At 72.6% G+C, this 17,322-nt stretch carries 17 protein-coding genes and 1 pseudogene; 16 read left to right on the forward strand and 2 right to left on the reverse strand.

The window, feature by feature from the left end; all coding sequences use genetic code 11:
* The first annotated feature begins 60 nt into the window (after window positions 1–60).
* The 15 genes from IE94_RS0105705 to IE94_RS0105770 all read left to right on the forward strand — a co-directional run bounded on the left by IE94_RS0105705 (window position 61) and on the right by IE94_RS0105770 (window position 15,183).
* The gene (locus tag IE94_RS0105705; protein WP_030179097.1) at window positions 61–1,704 is read left to right on the forward strand and encodes an acyl-CoA dehydrogenase family protein; all 1,644 of its coding nucleotides are present in this window, start codon (window positions 61–63) and stop codon (window positions 1,702–1,704) included.
* 242 nt (window positions 1,705–1,946) lie between these two features.
* Complete coding sequence (locus IE94_RS0105710; protein ID WP_030179100.1) at window positions 1,947–3,236, forward strand: GAF domain-containing protein; 1,290 nt, start codon at window positions 1,947–1,949, stop codon at window positions 3,234–3,236.
* A 309-nt stretch (window positions 3,237–3,545) separates the two neighbouring features.
* On the forward strand, window positions 3,546–4,859 hold the full coding sequence (locus tag IE94_RS40865; RefSeq protein WP_030179103.1) for a hypothetical protein: 1,314 nt from the start codon (window positions 3,546–3,548) through the stop codon (window positions 4,857–4,859).
* A 72-nt stretch (window positions 4,860–4,931) separates the two neighbouring features.
* Entirely contained in the window at window positions 4,932–5,504 is a 573-nt protein-coding gene (locus IE94_RS0105720) for a GNAT family N-acetyltransferase (RefSeq protein ID WP_030179105.1), read from the forward strand.
* A 149-nt stretch (window positions 5,505–5,653) separates the two neighbouring features.
* Window positions 5,654–5,737: a putative leader peptide gene (locus IE94_RS41805; RefSeq protein WP_350890428.1), complete on the forward strand. Its 84-nt coding sequence runs from the start codon at window positions 5,654–5,656 to the stop codon at window positions 5,735–5,737.
* A 151-nt stretch (window positions 5,738–5,888) separates the two neighbouring features.
* On the forward strand, window positions 5,889–7,586 hold the full coding sequence (gene sirA / locus IE94_RS0105725) for a sulfite reductase SirA (protein WP_030179107.1): 1,698 nt from the start codon (window positions 5,889–5,891) through the stop codon (window positions 7,584–7,586).
* The gene (locus IE94_RS0105730; RefSeq protein ID WP_030179110.1) at window positions 7,583–7,762 is read left to right on the forward strand and encodes a hypothetical protein; all 180 of its coding nucleotides are present in this window, start codon (window positions 7,583–7,585) and stop codon (window positions 7,760–7,762) included. The genes sirA and IE94_RS0105730 overlap by 4 nt, the downstream gene beginning before the upstream one ends.
* Window positions 7,759–8,469 carry a phosphoadenylyl-sulfate reductase gene (locus IE94_RS0105735; RefSeq protein ID WP_030179112.1) on the forward strand — a complete coding sequence of 237 codons (711 nt, stop codon included), beginning with the start codon at window positions 7,759–7,761 and terminating at the stop codon, window positions 8,467–8,469. Before IE94_RS0105730 ends, IE94_RS0105735 begins: the two co-directional genes overlap by 4 nt.
* 1 nt (window position 8,470) lies before the next feature.
* Window positions 8,471–9,064: an adenylyl-sulfate kinase gene (gene cysC / locus IE94_RS0105740; protein ID WP_078606399.1), complete on the forward strand. Its 594-nt coding sequence runs from the start codon at window positions 8,471–8,473 to the stop codon at window positions 9,062–9,064.
* On the forward strand, window positions 9,061–9,999 hold the full coding sequence (gene cysD / locus IE94_RS0105745; RefSeq protein WP_030179116.1) for a sulfate adenylyltransferase subunit CysD: 939 nt from the start codon (window positions 9,061–9,063) through the stop codon (window positions 9,997–9,999). The genes cysC and cysD overlap by 4 nt, the downstream gene beginning before the upstream one ends.
* A gap of 2 nt (window positions 10,000–10,001) precedes the next feature.
* Window positions 10,002–11,357: a sulfate adenylyltransferase subunit 1 gene (locus IE94_RS0105750; RefSeq protein WP_030179118.1), complete on the forward strand. Its 1,356-nt coding sequence runs from the start codon at window positions 10,002–10,004 to the stop codon at window positions 11,355–11,357.
* Between the two features lie 233 nt (window positions 11,358–11,590).
* A complete protein-coding gene (locus tag IE94_RS0105755; protein WP_030179120.1) occupies window positions 11,591–12,694 on the forward strand; it encodes an aliphatic sulfonate ABC transporter substrate-binding protein in 1,104 nt (367 codons plus the stop codon).
* A 32-nt stretch (window positions 12,695–12,726) separates the two neighbouring features.
* The gene (locus IE94_RS0105760) at window positions 12,727–13,521 is read left to right on the forward strand and encodes an ABC transporter ATP-binding protein (RefSeq protein ID WP_030179122.1); all 795 of its coding nucleotides are present in this window, start codon (window positions 12,727–12,729) and stop codon (window positions 13,519–13,521) included.
* The gene (locus IE94_RS0105765) at window positions 13,508–14,428 is read left to right on the forward strand and encodes an ABC transporter permease (protein ID WP_030179123.1); all 921 of its coding nucleotides are present in this window, start codon (window positions 13,508–13,510) and stop codon (window positions 14,426–14,428) included. Before IE94_RS0105760 ends, IE94_RS0105765 begins: the two co-directional genes overlap by 14 nt.
* Window positions 14,429–14,436: 8 nt before the next feature.
* Window positions 14,437–15,183 (forward strand): sirohydrochlorin chelatase, encoded by a 747-nt coding sequence (locus IE94_RS0105770; protein WP_030179124.1) that lies wholly within the window; start codon window positions 14,437–14,439, stop codon window positions 15,181–15,183.
* A gap of 26 nt (window positions 15,184–15,209) precedes the next feature.
* Here the strand turns inward: IE94_RS0105770 and IE94_RS0105775 are convergent, their stop codons facing one another.
* The gene (locus tag IE94_RS0105775; protein WP_030179128.1) at window positions 15,210–15,758 is read right to left on the reverse strand and encodes a DUF1697 domain-containing protein; all 549 of its coding nucleotides are present in this window, start codon (window positions 15,756–15,758) and stop codon (window positions 15,210–15,212) included.
* A gap of 25 nt (window positions 15,759–15,783) precedes the next feature.
* Between IE94_RS0105775 and IE94_RS38975 the strand changes: the two are divergent.
* Window positions 15,784–15,954 (forward strand): annotated as a pseudogene (locus IE94_RS38975) (MMPL family transporter); the annotation flags it as partial.
* 138 nt (window positions 15,955–16,092) lie between these two features.
* Here IE94_RS38975 and IE94_RS0105780 read toward each other — a convergent pair.
* Complete coding sequence (locus tag IE94_RS0105780) at window positions 16,093–17,298, reverse strand: glycosyltransferase (RefSeq protein WP_030179130.1); 1,206 nt, start codon at window positions 17,296–17,298, stop codon at window positions 16,093–16,095.
* Window positions 17,299–17,322 lie beyond the last annotated feature (24 nt).

The following is a 17,322-nucleotide window of genomic DNA, read 5'->3' on the forward strand; positions in this document are numbered from 1 at the left end:
GGAGGCCCGCCGCCGCGGTCCCGGCCCGCCGGGGTCCCGCGGCACGGTAGGTTCACGGTCATGGCAGGCAGTACCCACACCGTGACGAATCAGGCGCCGCCGCTGAGCGGTTACGACGTCTTCACCTCCGACCGGGTCCTGACGGAGGCGGTCGGGCGGCATCTGGCGGCGGGGCCGCGCGAGGAGGCACTCGCCGAGCTGTCGGGGCTCGGCCGGAGCTGCGGGTCCTTCCAGACCCAGGAGTGGGGCGCACAGGCCGACGGCAACCCGCCGGTCCTGCGCACCCACGACCGCTACGGCCACCGCGTCGACGAGGTCGACTTCCACCCGGCCTGGCACCGGCTGCTCGGCAAGGGCGTCTCGGCGGGCCTGACCGACGCCCGGTCGCGGCCGGGCGGACACGTGCGGCGCGCGGCGGCGTTCCTGATGTGGACCCAGGTGGAGGCGGGCAACTGCTGTCCGCTGTCGATGACCCACGCGGCGGTGCCGGCCCTGCGCGCCGACCCCGAGCTGGCCGCGGAGTGGGAGCCCCGGCTGACGTCCCGGGTCTACGACCGTGAGCTGCGGCCGGCCCACCTGAAGGCCGGGGTGCTCTTCGGGATGGGCATGACGGAGAAGCAGGGCGGCAGCGACGTACGGGCGAACACCACGTCGGCACGGCCGCTGGCCGAGGACGGGGCGTACGAGCTGACCGGGCACAAGTGGTTCTGCTCGGCGCCGATGTCGGACGGCTTCCTGGTGCTGGCGCGGGCTCCCGGGGGGCTGACCTGCTTCCTGGTGCCGCGCGTGCTGGCGGACGGCACCCGCAACGTGTTCCTGATCCAGCGGCTCAAGAACAAGCTGGGCAACCGGTCCAACGCCTCCGCCGAGGTCGAGTTCGCCGGGACCTGGGCGCGCCGGGTCGGCGCCGAGGGGCGCGGGGTGGCCACCGTCATCGGCATGGTGGCGGCGACCCGGCTGGACTGCGTGCTGGGCTCGGCGGGCCTGATGCGGCAGGCGGTGGCCCAGGCGGTGCACCACTGCGCGCACCGGGAGGCCTTCGGCGCGAAGCTGGTCGACCAGCCGCTGATGCGCAACGTCCTCGCGGACCTCGCGGTCGAGTCGGAGGCGGCCACGACGCTCGGACTGCGGCTCGCGGCGGCCGGCGACGCCGCCGAGGGCGGTGACGAGCGGGAGCGGGCGCTGCTGCGGCTGGCGGTCCCGGCGGCCAAGTACTGGGTGACCAAGCGGTGTGCGCCGGTGGTGGTGGAGGCGGCCGAGTGCCTGGGCGGCAACGGGTACGTCGAGGAGTCCGGCCTGCCCCGGCTGGTGCGCGAGTCGCCGCTGAACTCGGTCTGGGAGGGCGCCGGGAACGTGCAGGCGCTGGACGTGCTGCGGGCGCTGGGGCGCGAACCGGCGGCGCTGGACGCGTATCTGACGGAGGTGGGCGCGGCGCGCGGGGCCGATCACCGGCTGGACGCGGCGATCGGGGACCTGCTGACGGACCTGGCCGACCTCGCGTCCGCCGAGGGGCGGGCCCGGCTGCTGGCGGAGCGGCTGGCGCTGGTGCTGCAGGGCGCGCTGCTGGTGCGGTACGCGCCGCCGGAGGTCGCCGACGCGTTCTGCGCCTCCCGGCTGGGCGGCGACGGGGGCGCGGCCTTCGGTACCCTGCCGCCGACGCTGGACCTGGCGTCGGTGGTGGAGCGGGCCCGCCCGGTGTCCTGAGCGGCGCCGCGTGGCGCGGGGGTGGTGCTGCGCCGACACGGCACCACCCCCGCCACACGGGCCTGTTCAGGCCGCGTACGCCGCTCGGGACGGCGTGGTTCAAGTTTGGACACCCGCGAAGCCGTCCACCAGGGTTGCAGGGGGTTGCAACTTGCGGTCGGCTGTGCGCGGACCGTGCCCACGGGGCGTGGGCAACCGGTCAGTATGAGACGAACATTCGGCTTCCGGAAGGACGAGGTCCCGTGGCGCTCTCGCCCATGGACGTGATGCGGTTCGCCGCCGTCGACACGGCAGGCGCGGCCCGGATGCTCAGCGAGGTCCGCTCCGCGAGACTCTCGGGCGGGCGGGCCCCGGTGGCACCGCGTCCGGTGATCGAGCAGTCCTGGGACCGGATGCTGCGCAGCGGCGTCGACCCGGAGCACGACTTCCGCTCCGGGCTGCTGTCCCCGGAGGAGATCCGCCGGCGGCGCGAGGCCTCCGAGCTGCGGCATGTGCTGCCGGTACTGCGGGAGGCACTGCTGTCGGTCGCGGACGTGGCCCACCACATCATGGTGGTCGCGGACGAGGACGGCCGGGTGCTGTGGCGGGAGGGCAGCGCGCGGGTGCTGCGCCGGGCCGACGGGCTCGGCTTCGAACTCGGGGCGGACTGGCGGGAGGAGGTGGTCGGCACCAACGGGCTGGGGACACCGGCGGTCACCCGGCGGCCCGTACAGGTCTTCGCCTCCGAGCACTTCGTGCGGTCCCAGGCGACCTGGACCTGTGCCGGGGCCCCGATCACCGACCCGCGCAGCGGGCGGCTGCTCGGTGTGGTCGACGTCAGCGGGCCGCTGGAGACGATGCACCCGGCGACGCTGGCGTGGGTGGACTCGGTGGCCAAGCTGGCCGAGGCCCGGCTCAGGGAGCTGCACACGCGGTCGCTGGAGCGGTTGCGGGCGGTGGCGGCGCCGGTGCTGGCCCGGGTCGGCGGGCGGGCGCTGGTGGCGGACCGGGACGGCTGGACGGCGGCGGTGACGGGGATGCCGTTCCTGGACCGGGTGGTGCTGCCCAAGTCGCCGGAGGCGGGGACGCGGTGGCTGCCGGCGTTCGGGGCGTGCACGGTGGAGCCGCTGGCCGAGGGCTGGCTGGTGCGGGCCGCGGCCGGGCCGGGGCCGCAGGGCGTCACCCGGATCGTGCTGGACCTCGGGCAGCCGCGCCGCTGGTCGGTGCGGGTGCTGGGCGGCGCGGAGGACTGGGCGCGGGAACTGAGCCCGCGGCACGCGGAGTTGCTGTACCTGCTGGCGGTGCACCGGGGTGGCCGCAGCGCCGCCGCGCTGGCCGAGGAGATGTTCGGCGACCCGGCCCGCACGGTGACGGTACGGGCCGAGATGTCGCGGGTGCGGAGGTATCTCGGGGCGTACCTGGAACACCGGCCGTATCGTTTCTGCGAGGACGCGGAGATCGAACTCCTCCTCCCGACCGATCCCCGCGACCTCCTCCCCCACTCCACGGCACCGACGGTGACGGAGGGGCGGGCGTCGCTGGGCGTGCCGTGACGGGACCCGCCCCCGGGGAGTGTTCCTCACCGCCTGCGGCGCCCCGCCGCCCGCCACCCGGCGCCCGGCTCCCGGCTCCCGGCTCCCGTCGCCCGTCGCAGGGGCGGCCCCGGCCGGGGTGAACGTCCCGCCGTGGGGCGGGATCGCGGCCCGGATGGTCGTGAAGGCGGGTTGATTTCGCAAATTTGCATCGTCTGCGTCCGCCGGGCCGTCCGTCTGTCGTAGCATCCTTGATGGACCGCCCCATCCGCTCCTCGGTCAACGCGACCACCGTCGAGCGCAGTTGGTCCGGGTGTCCGTGGAGGTTCTATGAAGCAGCGCGGCAGACACCGCCGGCGCAGACGGGGCAGGGCGCTGCGCGCGGCCCTGACCGGTGCGGCGCTCGCCCTGACCGGCGCCGCCACGCTGATCAGCGCCTCCCAGGCCACGGTCGCCGACGACCCCGGCGCCCTCAAGCCCCTCACCTCCGCCGCCGAGACCGACGCGCTGCGCCTGTCCGAGCACCGGGTGCCGAAGGCCTGGCTCGACCGGCTCTCCGCCGCGATGGGCGACCCGGTGGGCGTCGACACCGTCCTCGCATCCGCCGACCACACCCTGCGCGACGCCGCCGACTGCACGGCCGGGGAGCGCGAGGCGCTGCCGGTCTCCCCCGCCGCCACCCGCGCCTACTGCTGGGACGAGGCCGACACCGACGGCTGGCTCCCCGGTGCGGTCACCACCTCCGGGGACGCCGACGGGGACGGCCGCTGGGGCACCCACCGCGTCATCCTCTCCGCCTGGTCCCGCGACGACGGCACCCCCCAGGGCGGCCTCGCCCGGGTCTCCTTCGTCGACGCCGACGACCCCGGCCGGCTCGGCTACACCTCGGCACTCCTCGCCGTCCCGGTCGACGGCGGCCACGACTACCGGGGGCTCGCCTCCCCCGTCACCGGAATGGTCTGGTACCAGGACAAATTGCTGGTCACCACCGCCGCCGGGGACCGCGACGCGCTGTACGTGTACGACGTGGACCGGGTGCAGCGCGCCACCACCGCCGCGGACGCCGTCGGGCGGGTGCCCGGCGGCTGGGCGGCGGGCGGCTACCGCTACGTGCTGCCCGCCGTCGCCACGTACCGGCTCCCCGACAGCGACACCGCGGCCCGCCCCGGCGCGATCTCCCTGGACCGCGGCACCGCCCCCGACAGCCTGGTGGCCACCGAGCACGTGAGCGCGGACGGCGACCGGCCCACCCGGCTGTGGCGCTACCCGCTGCGCACGGCCACGGACCCCGACCGCACCGGACTGCCCGTCACGGACTCCTCCGGCCATGTGAACGCGGTCGAGGCGTACGAGACCGGGGCGGCCGAGGTCGGCGGCGTGCTCTCGTACCGGCCGCCCGGCGCGACCCGCTCCGAGTGGTATCTGGGACGCGCGGCCGGCGGACAGGACGGACGCGGGACCCTGTGGCGCCAGGACACGGAGGGCGCCCGGGCCGCGGAGTGCGGGGCGGACCGGTCGCAGCAGTGCTGGAGCGGCCGGGCGGGCTCGATGTCGTACTGGGCGCGGACCGGCGAGGTCTGGTCCCAGTCGGGCCGCATGCTGTTCGCGCTGCCGCTGGCGTCGATCGAGGACGCGCTCGACTGACCGCCCGGTCGGCCCCGCACCGCCCCGGGCGGGGATCGACAGATCCGCGGAGCGGATGATTCCCTGACCGGCATGACCAACATCGCCGTGACCACGTGGTCCCTGGAGCAGACGGCGCCCACCGATCTGCTGCCGGCCGCCGCGCCGGAGGGGGACGTCCGGATCGTCCGCGCCGAGGTGCCCTCCCCCGAGTTCAGCCGCTTCCTGTACGCCTCGGTGGGCGGCGACATCCACTGGACGGACCGGCTCGGCTGGAGCCACGCGCGGTGGCGGGAACACCTGGAGCGGCCGGGTGTGGAGACCTGGGTCGCCCACGACCGGGGCACGCCCGCCGGATTCGTGGAGCTGACGCCCGGCGACGACGGGGTCGTGGAGATCGAGTACTTCGGCCTGATCCCGGCCTTCCGCGGTCGGCGCATCGGCGGCCACCTCCTCTCCCACGGCACCGCCCGGGCGTGGGACCTGGCGGAGCGCTGGCCGGGGCTGGCCACCACCAAGCGGGTGTGGCTGCACACGTGCAGCAAGGACGGCGAGCACGCCATGGCCAACTACCAGCGTCGCGGCTTCCGCCTGTTCGACACCAAGGTGGAGGAGGAGGCGGACGTCGCCACTCCGGGGCCGTGGCCCGGGGCTTTCCCCGCCTGAACTGCGCCGACACATCTGTTTTCGGCCCTCCGAGCACCCTGGGCACCGCCGTGTGACCAACGACACCCTTGTCTCACTTCACGAGACTAGGGTGTCCACATTTTGGATTAAGCTGGACCAGCAACAGATCGCCGTGCCACGCTTCCGTCATGTCTGGAACTGGAATTGCCTTGGTGAGTCGGCGGCACGTCGACCTCGGCCGCATGTCCAGCGCCATCTGTCCGGGCCGCTGAGAGCACCCTCCAGCACCTTCGGATTCCCCGCATTTCCCTCGCGCCCGCGCAATGACGCGCACGCATGCCTCCTGTACCCCCACGTAGTGCCATGCGCCATGCGCGCAGGTCAGAGCCGCATTTCGCCTGTCTTTCAAAGGACGTGTCCACCATGGCCGCCACCCCAGCCGACCCCGCCGCCGCGACCCCGCGCCGCAAGGTGAGCCGTCACCGCGGCGAGGGCCAGTGGGCGGCCGGGCACTTCACTCCGCTCAACGGCAACGAGCAGACCAAGAAGGACGACGACGGTCTCAACGTTCGGACACGTATTGAGACGATCTACTCCAAGCGCGGCTTCGACTCGATCGACCCGGGTGACCTGCGCGGCCGTATGCGCTGGTGGGGCCTGTACACCCAGCGCCGCCAGGGTATCGACGGCGGCAAGACGGCCGTGCTGGAGCCGGAGGAGCTGGACGACCGCTACTTCATGCTCCGCGTCCGCATCGACGGCGGCGCGCTGACCACCGCTCAGCTGCGCGTCGTCGGTGAGATCTCGCAGGAGTTCGCGCGCGGCACGGCCGACATCACCGACCGGCAGAACGTCCAGTACCACTGGATCCGGATCGAGGACGTGCCGGAGATCTGGAACCGCCTGGAGGGCGTCGGCCTGTCCACGGTGACCGCCTGCGGCGACACCCCCCGCGTGATGATCGGCTCCCCCGTGGCGGGCATCGCCGAGGACGAGATCATCGACGGCACACCCGCGCTGGAGGAGATGAAGCGCCGGGTGCTGAACAACCCGGCGTACTCGAACCTCCCCCGCAAGTTCAAGACCGCGATCTCCGGGTCGCCGGTCCTCGACGTGGTGCACGAGATCAACGACGTGGCCTTCGTCGGCGTCGAGCACCCCGAGCACGGGCCGGGCTTCGACCTGTGGGTCGGCGGCGGCCTGTCCACCAACCCCAAGCTGGGTGTGCGGCTGAACGCCTGGGTGCCGATCGACGACGTGCCCGACGTCTACGAGGGCGTCATCTCCATCTTCCGCGACTACGGCTACCGGCGGCTGCGCAACCGCGCCCGCCTGAAGTTCCTGGTCGCCGACTGGGGCGCGGAGAAGTTCCGCCAGGTGCTGGAGGACGAGTACCTGAAGCGGAAGCTGACCGACGGCCCGGCACCGGCCGAGCCCACCAGCCGCTGGCGCGACCACATCGGCGTGCACCGGCAGAAGGACGGGCGCTACTACGTCGGCTTCGCCCCGCGCGTGGGCCGCGTCGACGGCACGGTCCTGACCAAGGTCGCCGACCTCGCCGAGGCGCACGGCTCGGGCCGGGTGCGCACCACGGTCGAGCAGAAGATGATCGTCCTCGACGTCGAGGAGGCCCAGGTCGACTCGCTGGTCGAGTCCCTGGAGGCGCTGGACCTCACCGCCAGGCCCTCCACCTTCCGGCGGGGCACCATGGCCTGCACCGGCATCGAGTTCTGCAAGCTCGCCATCGTCGAGACCAAGGCGCGCGGCGCCTCGCTCATCGACGAGCTGGAGCGCCGCCTCCCGGACTTCGACGAGCCCCTCACCATCAACCTCAACGGCTGCCCGAACGCCTGCGCCCGCATCCAGACCGCGGACATCGGCCTCAAGGGCCAGCTGATGCTCGACGAGCACGGTGAGCAGGTCGAGGGCTACCAGGTGCACCTGGGCGGCGCCCTCGGCCTGGACGCCGGCTTCGGACGCAAGGTGCGCGGCCTGAAGGTCACGGCCCAGGAGCTGCCGGACTACGTGGAGCGCGTGCTGAAGCGCTTCCAGGCCGAGCGCGAGGACGGCGAGCGCTTCGCCGCCTGGGCGGCCCGGGCCTCCGAGGAGGCCCTGTCGTGAGCGAGCGCGCCGCGCCCTTCTACTGCCCCTACTGCGGCGACGAGGACCTGCGTCCGGGCGAGCAGGACCACGGCAGCTGGGAATGCGGGGCGTGCAACCGAGCCTTCCGGCTGAAGTTCCTCGGGCTGCTCGCCCGAGGTCTTCAGCCCGACTCCACGGGAGGGGAACCGACATGACGGCGCTTCAGGAAGAACGTACGACCGACGACCTCAGGGCACTCGCCGAGCGGGCGGGCCGCGAGCTGGAGGACGCCACCGCGCTGGAGATCCTCCAGTGGGCGGCGAAGACGTTCGGCGACCGGTTCTGCGTGACCTCCTCCATGGAGGACGCGGTCGTCGCCCACCTCGCCTCCCGCGCCCTGCCCGGCGTGGACGTGGTGTTCCTCGACACCGGGTACCACTTCCCGGAGACCATCGGCACCCGCGACGCGGTCGAGGCCGTGATGGACGTGAACGTCATCACCCTCACCCCGCGCCGGACCGTCGCCGAGCAGGACGCCGAGTACGGCCCGCGGCTGCACGAGCGCGATCCCGACCTGTGCTGCGCGCTGCGCAAGGTGAAGCCGCTGGAGGAGGGCCTGAAGGGCTACCAGGCCTGGGCGACCGGGCTGCGCCGCGACGAGTCCGAGACGCGGGCGAACACGCCGGTCGTCGGCTGGGACGAGAAGCGGGGCAAGGTGAAGATCTCGCCCATCGCGAAGTGGTCGCAGGAAGACGTGCAGACGTACGTCACCGAGCACGGCGTCCTCACCAACCCGCTGCTGACGGACGGCTACGCCTCCGTGGGCTGCGCGCCCTGCACCCGTCGCGTGCTGGAGGGCGAGGACGCCCGCGCCGGACGCTGGGCGGGCCGCTCCAAGACCGAGTGCGGACTGCACGGCTGACATGACGACCACCACCGGACCGGCGACCACCGGACCATCAACCTCCAGGGAGAACCACGTGACGACCGGAGCCACCGTCTGGCTCACGGGGCTGCCCAGCGCCGGCAAGACCACCATCGCCCGCGAGCTGGCCGACCGCCTGCGTGAGCAGGGCCGGCGCGTCGAACTGCTCGACGGCGACGAGATCCGCGAGTTCCTCTCGGCGGGCCTCGGCTTCGACCGGGCGGACCGGCACACCAACGTGCAGCGCATCGGCTTCGTCGCCGAACTGCTCGCCCGCAACGGTGTGACGGCGCTGGTCCCGGTGATCGCGCCGTACGCGGACAGCCGGGAGGCGGTGCGCGACCGTCACGGGGCGAACGGCACGGCGTACGTCGAGGTGCACGTGGCCACGCCCGTCGAGGTGTGCTCGGTGCGCGACGTGAAGGGCCTGTACGCCAAGCAGGCCGCGGGTGAGCTGACGGGGCTCACCGGGGTGGACGACCCGTACGAGGAGCCCGTCGAGCCCGACCTGCGCATCGAGTCGCAGGACCAGACCGTTCAGGAGTCCGCCGCGGCGGTCCACGCCCTGCTCACCGAAAGGGGACTGGCATGACGACGACCGCCGAAGCGGCGCGGGAGGGTACGGCGGGCCCGTACGCCCTCTCCCACCTCGACGCCCTCGAATCGGAAGCCGTGCACATCTTCCGCGAGGTGGCGGGCGAGTTCGAGCGGCCGGTGATCCTCTTCTCCGGCGGCAAGGACTCGATCCTGATGCTGCACCTGGCGCTGAAGGCCTTCGCCCCGGCGGCCGTGCCGTTCTCCCTGCTGCACGTGGACACCGGGCACAACTTCCCCGAGGTGCTCGACTACCGCGACCGCACGGTCGAGCGGCACGGGCTGCGCCTGCACGTCGCCTCCGTGCAGGACTACATCGACCGGGGGGTGCTCAAGGAGCGCCCGGACGGCACCCGCAACCCCCTCCAGACGCTGCCGCTGACCGAGAAGATCCAGGCGCAGAGGTTCGACGCGGTCTTCGGCGGCGGACGCCGCGACGAGGAGAAGGCCCGCGCCAAGGAGCGGGTGTTCTCGCTGCGGGACGAGTTCTCCCAGTGGGACCCGCGCCGCCAGCGCCCCGAGCTGTGGAACCTGTACAACGGCCGGCACGCCCCCGGCGAGCACGTGCGCGTCTTCCCGCTCTCCAACTGGACCGAGCTGGACGTGTGGCAGTACATCGCCCGCGAGGGCATCGAGCTGCCGCAGATCTACTACGCCCACGAGCGCGAGGTCTTCGCCCGCTCCGGCATGTGGCTGACGGCCGGTGAGTGGGGCGGCCCGAAGGACGGCGAGACCATCGAGAAGCGGCGGGTCCGCTACCGCACCGTCGGCGACATGTCCTGCACCGGCGCCGTGGACTCCGACGCCGACAGCATCGAGAAGGTCATCGCCGAGATCGCGGTCACCCGGCTCACCGAACGCGGCGCCACCCGCGCCGACGACAAGATGTCCGAGGCCGCGATGGAAGACCGCAAGCGCGAGGGGTACTTCTAGACATGACCAGCACCACTGAACCCGTCGAGCCGCTGTCGGTCTGGCAGCTGTCGGAGACGACCCTGCTGCGGTTCGCCACCGCGGGCTCGGTCGACGACGGCAAGTCCACGCTGGTCGGCCGTCTCCTGCACGACTCCAAGTCGGTCCTCACCGACCAGTTGGAGGCCGTCGAGCGCGCCTCCGCGAGCCGCGGCCAGGACGCCCCGGACCTCGCGCTGCTCACCGACGGCCTCCGGGCCGAGCGCGAGCAGGGCATCACCATCGACGTGGCCTACCGCTACTTCGCCACCCCGCGCCGCCGGTTCATCCTGGCCGACACCCCCGGGCACGTGCAGTACACGCGGAACATGGTCACCGGCGCCTCGACGGCCGAGCTGACGGTGATCCTGGTCGACGCCCGCAACGGCGTCGTCGAGCAGACCCGCCGGCACGCCGCGATCGCCGCCCTGCTGCGCGTCCCGCACGTCGTCCTCGCCGTCAACAAGATGGACCTGGTCGACTACAAGGAGTCCGTGTTCGCCGCGATCGCCGAGGAGTTCACGGCGTACGCCACCGAGCTGGGCGTCCCGGAGGTCACCTCGATCCCGATCTCGGCGCTCGAGGGCGACAACGTGGTGGACGCCTCCGCGGTGATGGACTGGTACGGCGGGCCCACGGTGCTCGAACACCTGGAGACCGTCCCGGTCAGCCACGACCTGGCGCACTGCCACGCCCGGCTGCCCGTGCAGTACGTGATCCGGCCGCAGACCGCCGAGCACCCCGACTACCGCGGTTACGCGGGCCAGATCGCCGCCGGCACCTTCCGGGTGGGCGACGAGGTCACCGTGCTGCCCTCGGGCCGCACCTCGAAGGTGTCCGGGATCGACCTGCTCGGCGAGCCGGTCGACGCCGCCTGGACGCCGCAGTCGGTGACGCTGCTGCTGGAGGACGACATAGACGTCTCCCGCGGCGACCTGATCGTGCCCCGCGAGGACGCCCCGGCCACCAGCCAGGACGTCGAGGCCACCGTCTGCCACGTCGCCGACGCGCCGCTCGTCGTGGGCCACCGGGTCCTGCTCAAGCACGGCACCCGCACCGTCAAGGCGATCGTCAAGGACATCCCGGCCCGGCTCACGCTGGACGACCTGTCGCTGCACCCGCACCCCGGGCAGCTCGTCGCCAACGACATCGGCCGCGTGAAGATACGCACCGCCGAGCCGCTGCCCGCCGACTCCTACGCCGACTCGCGGCGCACGGGCTCGTTCATCCTGATCGACCCCAGCGACGGCACCACGCTCACCGCCGGCATGGTCGGCGAGTCCTTCGCCGCACCGGAACCGGTCAGGGACGCGGCCGACGACGACGGGTGGGACTTCTGAGCATGAGCTCCCCCGACTTCTACTCCACGTTCGCCAAGGAGGGCGGCCGCGTCGGCAGCGGTGCCCTCGGCAGCGGGCAGGGCGGAGTGGCGCGATGTGCGCGCTGACGTACGCGCACTGCTCGCGCGCCCTCACCCCCCACAGCCGAAGACCTGCCGACCTCCCGGCCACGACCTGAGACATCGGACCAACCGACAGGCGTGAGAGCCGGGCCAACGAGAGGAACACCTCCCGTGCCTGCCACCACCGCCCTGCGCCGCACCCTGGCGGTCATAGCCGCCCTTCCCCTGCTCACCCTGGCCGCCTGCGGATACGGCTCCGAGGCGAAGGACGACGACACCGCGAAGGTGGCCGACGGCGCCGAGAAGATCGACGGTCTCGACTCCGTCCGGATCGGCTACTTCGGCAACATCACCCACGCCACGGCGCTGGTCGCCAACCAGAAGGGCTTCTTCCAGAAGTCACTGGGCGCCACCGAGGCCAAGTACGCGGTCTTCAACGCGGGCCCGTCCGAGATCGAGGCGCTGAACTCCGGCTCCATCGACATCGGCTGGATCGGCCCCTCGCCCTCGATCAACGGCTACACCAAGTCCGACGGCAAGAACCTGCGCATCATCGGCGGTTCGGCCTCGGGCGGCGTGAAGCTCGTGGTGAACCCGGACAAGATCAAGTCCCTGAAGGACGTCAAGGGCAAGCGGATCGCCACCCCGCAGCTGGGCAACACGCAGGACGTGGCGTTCCTCAACTGGATCGCCGAGCAGGGCTGGAAGGTCGACGCCCAGAGCGGCAAGGGCGACGTGACGGTCGTCCGCAGCGACAACAAGGTCACCCCGGACGCCTACAGGTCCGGCTCCCTGGACGGCGCCTGGGTGCCCGAGCCCACCGCCTCCAAGCTGGTCGCCGAGGGCGGCAAGGTGCTCCTGGACGAGTCGACGCTGTGGCCCGACAAGAAGTTCGTGATCACGAACATCATCGTGTCGCAGAAGTTCCTCAAGGAGCACCCGAAGGCCGTGGAGGCGGTGCTCAAGGCGTCGGTGGACACCAACGAGTGGATCACGGCCCACCCGGACGAGGCGAAGGCCGCGGCGAACGCCCAGCTGAAGAAGGACTCCGGCAAGGCGCTGCCCGCCGACGTGCTGGACCCGGCCTGGGAGTCGATCAAGCTGACCGACGACCCGCTGGCCTCCACCCTCGACGCCCAGGCGGAGCACGCCGTGAAGGCCGGTCTGCTGGACGAGCCCGACCTGAAGGGCATCTACGACCTCACGCTGCTCAACAAGGTCCTCAAGGCCAAGGGCAGGCCCGCGGTCGACGACGCCGGTCTCGGCGTCGAGTAAGCCCGGATCCGACCACCCAGGAGGTGACGACCATGGCCACGACCACGACCCTCGCCAAGGCCGCCGACGGCACCGAACCGGCCGCGTACGCCGCCCGGATCGAGCACGTCTCGAAGTCCTTCGCGGGCCCCGCCGGGCAGCAGCTCGTCCTGGACGACATCACCCTCGATGTCGCTCCCGGCGAGTTCGTCACCCTCCTGGGCGCCTCCGGCTGCGGCAAGTCCACGCTGCTGAACCTGGTGGCGGGGCTGGACAGGCCCAGCGCCGGCGGCATCAGCACGGACGGGCGGCCGGCCCTGATGTTCCAGGAACACGCCCTGTTCCCGTGGCTGACCGCGGGCAAGAACATCGAACTCGCCCTCAGGCTGCGGGGCGTGCCCAAGGCCGAGCGCCGCGACAAGGCGGAGGAGCTGCTCGGGCTCGTCCGTCTGAAGGGCGCGTACGGCAAGCGGGTGCACGAGCTGTCGGGCGGTATGCGTCAGCGGGTCGCGCTGGCCCGGGCGCTCGCCCAGGAGAGCAAGCTGCTGCTGATGGACGAGCCGTTCGCGGCGCTGGACGCCATCACGCGGGACGTGCTGCACGACGAGCTGACCCGCATCTGGCGCGAGACGAAGCTGTCCGTGCTGTTCGTGACGCACAACGTCCGCGAGGCCGTGCGACTGGCCGAGCGGGTGGTGCTGCTGTCCTCGCGCCCCGGGCGCGTGGCGCGCGAGTGGACGGTCGGCATCCCGCAGCCGCGCCGCATCGAGGACACCGCCGTGGCGGAGCTGTCCGTCGAGATCACCGAGGAACTGCGTGGGGAGATCCGCCGACATGGCCAGCACTGACACGACCGACACGACGCGTCCCGCCGGGGACCGGGCCGCCAAGGACGGCGGCGACCTCGCCGGTCTGGAGGCGGGCCTGGACGCACTGGAGTCGGTGCAGCAGGGACGCACACCGCTGCGCCAGACCCTGGTCGAGAAGGTCCTGCCGCCCACCGTCGCGGTTCTGCTGGTCCTCGCGGTGTGGCAGGCCCTGGTCTCCTTCGAGATCGTCGACGACCCGAGCAAGCTGCCCGCCCCGTCCGACGTGTGGGACGTGCTCCAGCAGTCCTGGCTCCAGGGCGAACTGCTCGGCTACATCTGGACCAGCGTCTCGCGCGGCCTGCTCGGCTTCTGCTTCGCGCTGCTCATCGGCACCCCGCTGGGGCTGCTGGTGGCGCGGGTGAAGTTCGTGCGCGCGGCGATCGGCCCGATCCTGTCCGGCCTCCAGTCGCTGCCGTCGGTGGCCTGGGTGCCGCCTGCCGTGATCTGGCTGGGCCTGAACAACTCGATGATGTACGCCGTCATCCTGCTCGGCGCGGTGCCCTCCATCGCCAACGGCCTGGTGTCCGGCGTCGACCAGGTCCCCCCGCTCTTCCTGCGCGCGGGCCGCACGCTGGGCGCCACGGGGCTCAAGGGCACCTGGCACATCGTGCTGCCGGCCGCGCTGCCCGGCTACGTCGCCGGTCTCAAGCAGGGCTGGGCGTTCTCCTGGCGCTCCCTGATGGCCGCCGAGATCATCGCCTCCTTCCCCGACCTCGGGGTGGGTCTCGGTCAGTTGCTGGAGAACGGCCGCAACGCCAGCGACATGGCCATGGTCTTCGAGGCCATCCTGCTGATCCTGGTCGTCGGCATCGCCATCGACCTGCTGATCTTCAGCCCGCTGGAGCGGTGGGTGCTGCGCAGCCGCGGTCTGCTGGTGAAGGGCTGAGGTACGCCATGTCCACGCCGGTCCGCCCCGTCCTCCTGGTCGTCGCCCACGGCAGCCGCGACCCGCGGCACGCCGCGACCGTGCACGCCCTGGTCCGCCGGGTCAGGGCGGTGCGCCCGGACGTACGAGTGGAGACGGGCTTCCTCGACTTCAACGTGCCCTCGGTGCGGGGGGTCCTGGAGTCCCTGGAGACGGAGGGCGTGCGGGACGTGGTGGCCCTCCCGCTGCTGCTGACCCGCGCCTTCCACGCCAAGGCGGACATCCCCGCGGTGCTCGCGGCGGCGCCGCCGCGCCTGAGGATCCGGCAGGCCGAGGTGCTCGGCCCCTCGCCGCTGCTGCTGTCGGCGCTGGAGCGGCGTTTGTACGAGGCGGGCCTGACGCCCGCCGACAAGTCCTCGACCGGGGTCGTGCTGGCCTCGGCGGGGTCCTCCGACCCGGAGGCGATCGCAGTGATCGCTGACATCGCGCGGGAGTGGCGGCACACCGGTTGGTGCGCCGTGCGGCCTGCGTTCGCCTCCGCATCCCTGCCGCGCACCGAGGACGCGGTGCGGCAGCTGCGCGAGCTGGGCTGTGCGCGCGTCGCCGTCGCCCCGTACGTCCTGGCGCCCGGGTTCCTGCCGGACCGTATCGCGCGCGGCGCGGCCGGCGCGGACGTGCTGGCGGACGTGCTGGGCCCCGCGCCGGAGGTGGCGCGGGTCCTGCTGGAGCGGTACGACGCGGCGCGGCTGCCGGTGGCACTGGCGGTCGGGGCCTGAGAGGTCGACAACCCGTCAGGGGACCGTCAGGGGCCCGTCAGTTCCACGAGTTTGGTGACCGTGTTCCAGTTGCGGCTGGTGGCGATCAGCCCCTTGTTGACGCGGGGCCTGCCGAGGGCTTCGGCGAGCTTGGAGCGGCCCAGCCCGTCCGGTGCGTAGAGGTACAGGGCGCGGTCGCCGAGGCGGAACTCCTCGGGGTGGAAGGCCGGTGCGTCGATCGCCGCGAAGCGGTCCGCGTCGACGGGGGCGGAGAAGTAGGTGACGTGCAGCTGCCTGGCCTCCAGCTCGGCCGCCGGGAAGGGGCACGCCTCGACGATCCCCTTCAGGTAGGCGTGGTCGCGCACGATCACGTCCACCGGGAAGCCGAACCGCTTCTCGATCGCCGCCGCCAGCTCCGCGGCCAGGGAGTCCTCGTCGCCGTGGGCGGAGGCGAAGACGGCCTGGCCGCTCTGCAGATGGGTGCGTACGGCGTCATGGCCGAGGGAGGTCAGCAGCGCGCGCAGGTCGGCCATCGGGACCTTCCTGCTGCCCCCCACGTTGATCCCGCGCAGCAGCGCCGCGTACATCGTCGTCATCGGCACACCATAGAACGGCCGTCGGCCGCTGTTCCCCTTCGTGATCCTGTTCGGCCTGTCGACGGACCACCACGTGTTCGTGGTCTCCCGGATCCGCGAGGCGCGGCGGCGCGGTCGCTCCGGGCGGGACGCGATCCGGCACGGGGAGGTCACCAGGGCGGGAGTCGTCACCAGCGCCGCGGTCATGACGGTCGCGTCGCCGGAGCGGGACGGCGAGCGCGGACAGCGAGGAGAGCCGGTCGGTGTCCGACCGGCTCCGGCCGGAACGCCACCATCGCCGAAGGGCCCGTCGGTTCCGGGGGAATCGACGGGCCCTTCGGCGTACTGTGCCGGGTCAGCCGCGCGGCGCGGCGAGTTCGGCCTCGATGAGGTCGGCGGCCCGCCGGGTGCCGCCCTCCTCGGCCATCCCCGCCCGGACCTCCTTCAGGCGCCCCGCCACCTCCGGGTCGTCGACCAGGGCGAGGGCGGCGGTGCGCAGCGCCTCGGCGGTGGCCTCCTCGGTGAGCAACTTCCGGGCGACGCCGAGGCCCTGGAGCATGTCGGCGTTGCCGAACTGGTCCGCGGCCTGCGGTACGGCGATCATCGGCGTGGCGGCAGCCAGGCCCTCCTGGCTGCCGCCCGCACCCGCGTGGGTGACGAACAGGTCGGCCTGCTGGAGGATCGCCAACTGCGGCACCCAGGCGCGCACTTCCACGTTGTCCGGTACGTCGCCCAGCTCGGCGGGGTCGATGTGCCGGCCGATCTGGAGCACGGTGTGCCAGCCGGGCAGCTCGCCGAAGGCCCGCACGCACTCCCGGTAGAACGCCGGCTGCTTGGTGAAGGCGGACCCGAGGGAGACGAGGACGACCCTCTCGACGCCCTCGGGACGCGTCCAGTCGCCCTCGGCGGAGCGGTCTCCCTGGCAGGCGCCGACGAAGGTGCAGGCCGTCTCGTCCACCCGGTCGGCGTTCGGCTGGAGCGCCTTGGGGATCAGCACCAGGGAGCGGTCGGGGCGGCCGACGAAGGGGTCGGGGTGGTCGGTGATGCCGTTCTCCTCCAGCCAGGCGTGGAAGCGGGCGTAGTACGCCTGCCCGCGCTCGGTCTTCAGCGGCTCCTCCCACATGGGCTCACCGACCTCCTGCTCGTACCCCTCCCAGGCGACCATGCAGGGCGACAGGGAGATCACGGGCACGTCCCAGCGGCGGCCGAGCACGCGGGCGGCGTAGGAGGCGATGTCGTGCAGGACCAGGTCCGGCTCGTCCCCCTCGTACGCCTGGGCGAGCTGGGGGAGCGACTGGATCGCGTCGTCGAGGAAGGGCTCCACGTTGTCCAGCAGGGTGCTCCCCCACGCCTCCGGGTCGGCGTCGGGGCCGGGCAGCGTGCTGTGCCAGAGCCTGGGTTCGGCGCCCGCCCCGGCGACCTTGTCCGCGAGGAGCGGCGGGATCGCGTACGTCACCCGGTGCCCCCGTGCGACGAGTTCGCGGATCACCTCCAGGCTGGGGTTCACGTGGCCGTGGGCGGCGATGGAGAACATGGCGATGTGCGCGGGGCGACTGGTCATGCCCGCACCGTACGCGAGACGAGA

This window comes from Streptomyces violaceorubidus (genome assembly GCF_000717995.1).
GTDB lineage: Bacteria > Actinomycetota > Actinomycetes > Streptomycetales > Streptomycetaceae > Streptomyces > Streptomyces violaceorubidus.

Excerpts from the sequence above, each read along its gene's own strand:
- IE94_RS0105705 (WP_030179097.1), top strand. The coding sequence starts at position 61 with ATGGCAGGCAGTACCCACACCGTGACGAATCAGGCGCCGCCGCTGAGC.
- IE94_RS40865 (WP_030179103.1), top strand. The coding sequence starts at position 3,546 with ATGAAGCAGCGCGGCAGACACCGCCGGCGCAGACGGGGCAGGGCGCTG.
- IE94_RS0105720 (WP_030179105.1), top strand. The coding sequence starts at position 4,932 with ATGACCAACATCGCCGTGACCACGTGGTCCCTGGAGCAGACGGCGCCC.
- IE94_RS41805 (WP_350890428.1), top strand. The coding sequence starts at position 5,654 with ATGTCTGGAACTGGAATTGCCTTGGTGAGTCGGCGGCACGTCGACCTC.
- sirA (WP_030179107.1), top strand. The coding sequence starts at position 5,889 with ATGGCCGCCACCCCAGCCGACCCCGCCGCCGCGACCCCGCGCCGCAAG.
- IE94_RS0105735 (WP_030179112.1), top strand. The coding sequence starts at position 7,759 with ATGACGGCGCTTCAGGAAGAACGTACGACCGACGACCTCAGGGCACTC.
- cysC (WP_078606399.1), top strand. The coding sequence starts at position 8,471 with ATGACGACCACCACCGGACCGGCGACCACCGGACCATCAACCTCCAGG.
- cysD (WP_030179116.1), top strand. The coding sequence starts at position 9,061 with ATGACGACGACCGCCGAAGCGGCGCGGGAGGGTACGGCGGGCCCGTAC.
- IE94_RS0105750 (WP_030179118.1), top strand. The coding sequence starts at position 10,002 with ATGACCAGCACCACTGAACCCGTCGAGCCGCTGTCGGTCTGGCAGCTG.
- IE94_RS0105760 (WP_030179122.1), top strand. The coding sequence starts at position 12,727 with ATGGCCACGACCACGACCCTCGCCAAGGCCGCCGACGGCACCGAACCG.
- IE94_RS0105765 (WP_030179123.1), top strand. The coding sequence starts at position 13,508 with ATGGCCAGCACTGACACGACCGACACGACGCGTCCCGCCGGGGACCGG.
- IE94_RS0105770 (WP_030179124.1), top strand. The coding sequence starts at position 14,437 with ATGTCCACGCCGGTCCGCCCCGTCCTCCTGGTCGTCGCCCACGGCAGC.
- IE94_RS0105775 (WP_030179128.1), bottom strand. The coding sequence starts at position 15,758 with ATGACGACGATGTACGCGGCGCTGCTGCGCGGGATCAACGTGGGGGGC.
- IE94_RS0105780 (WP_030179130.1), bottom strand. The coding sequence starts at position 17,298 with ATGACCAGTCGCCCCGCGCACATCGCCATGTTCTCCATCGCCGCCCAC.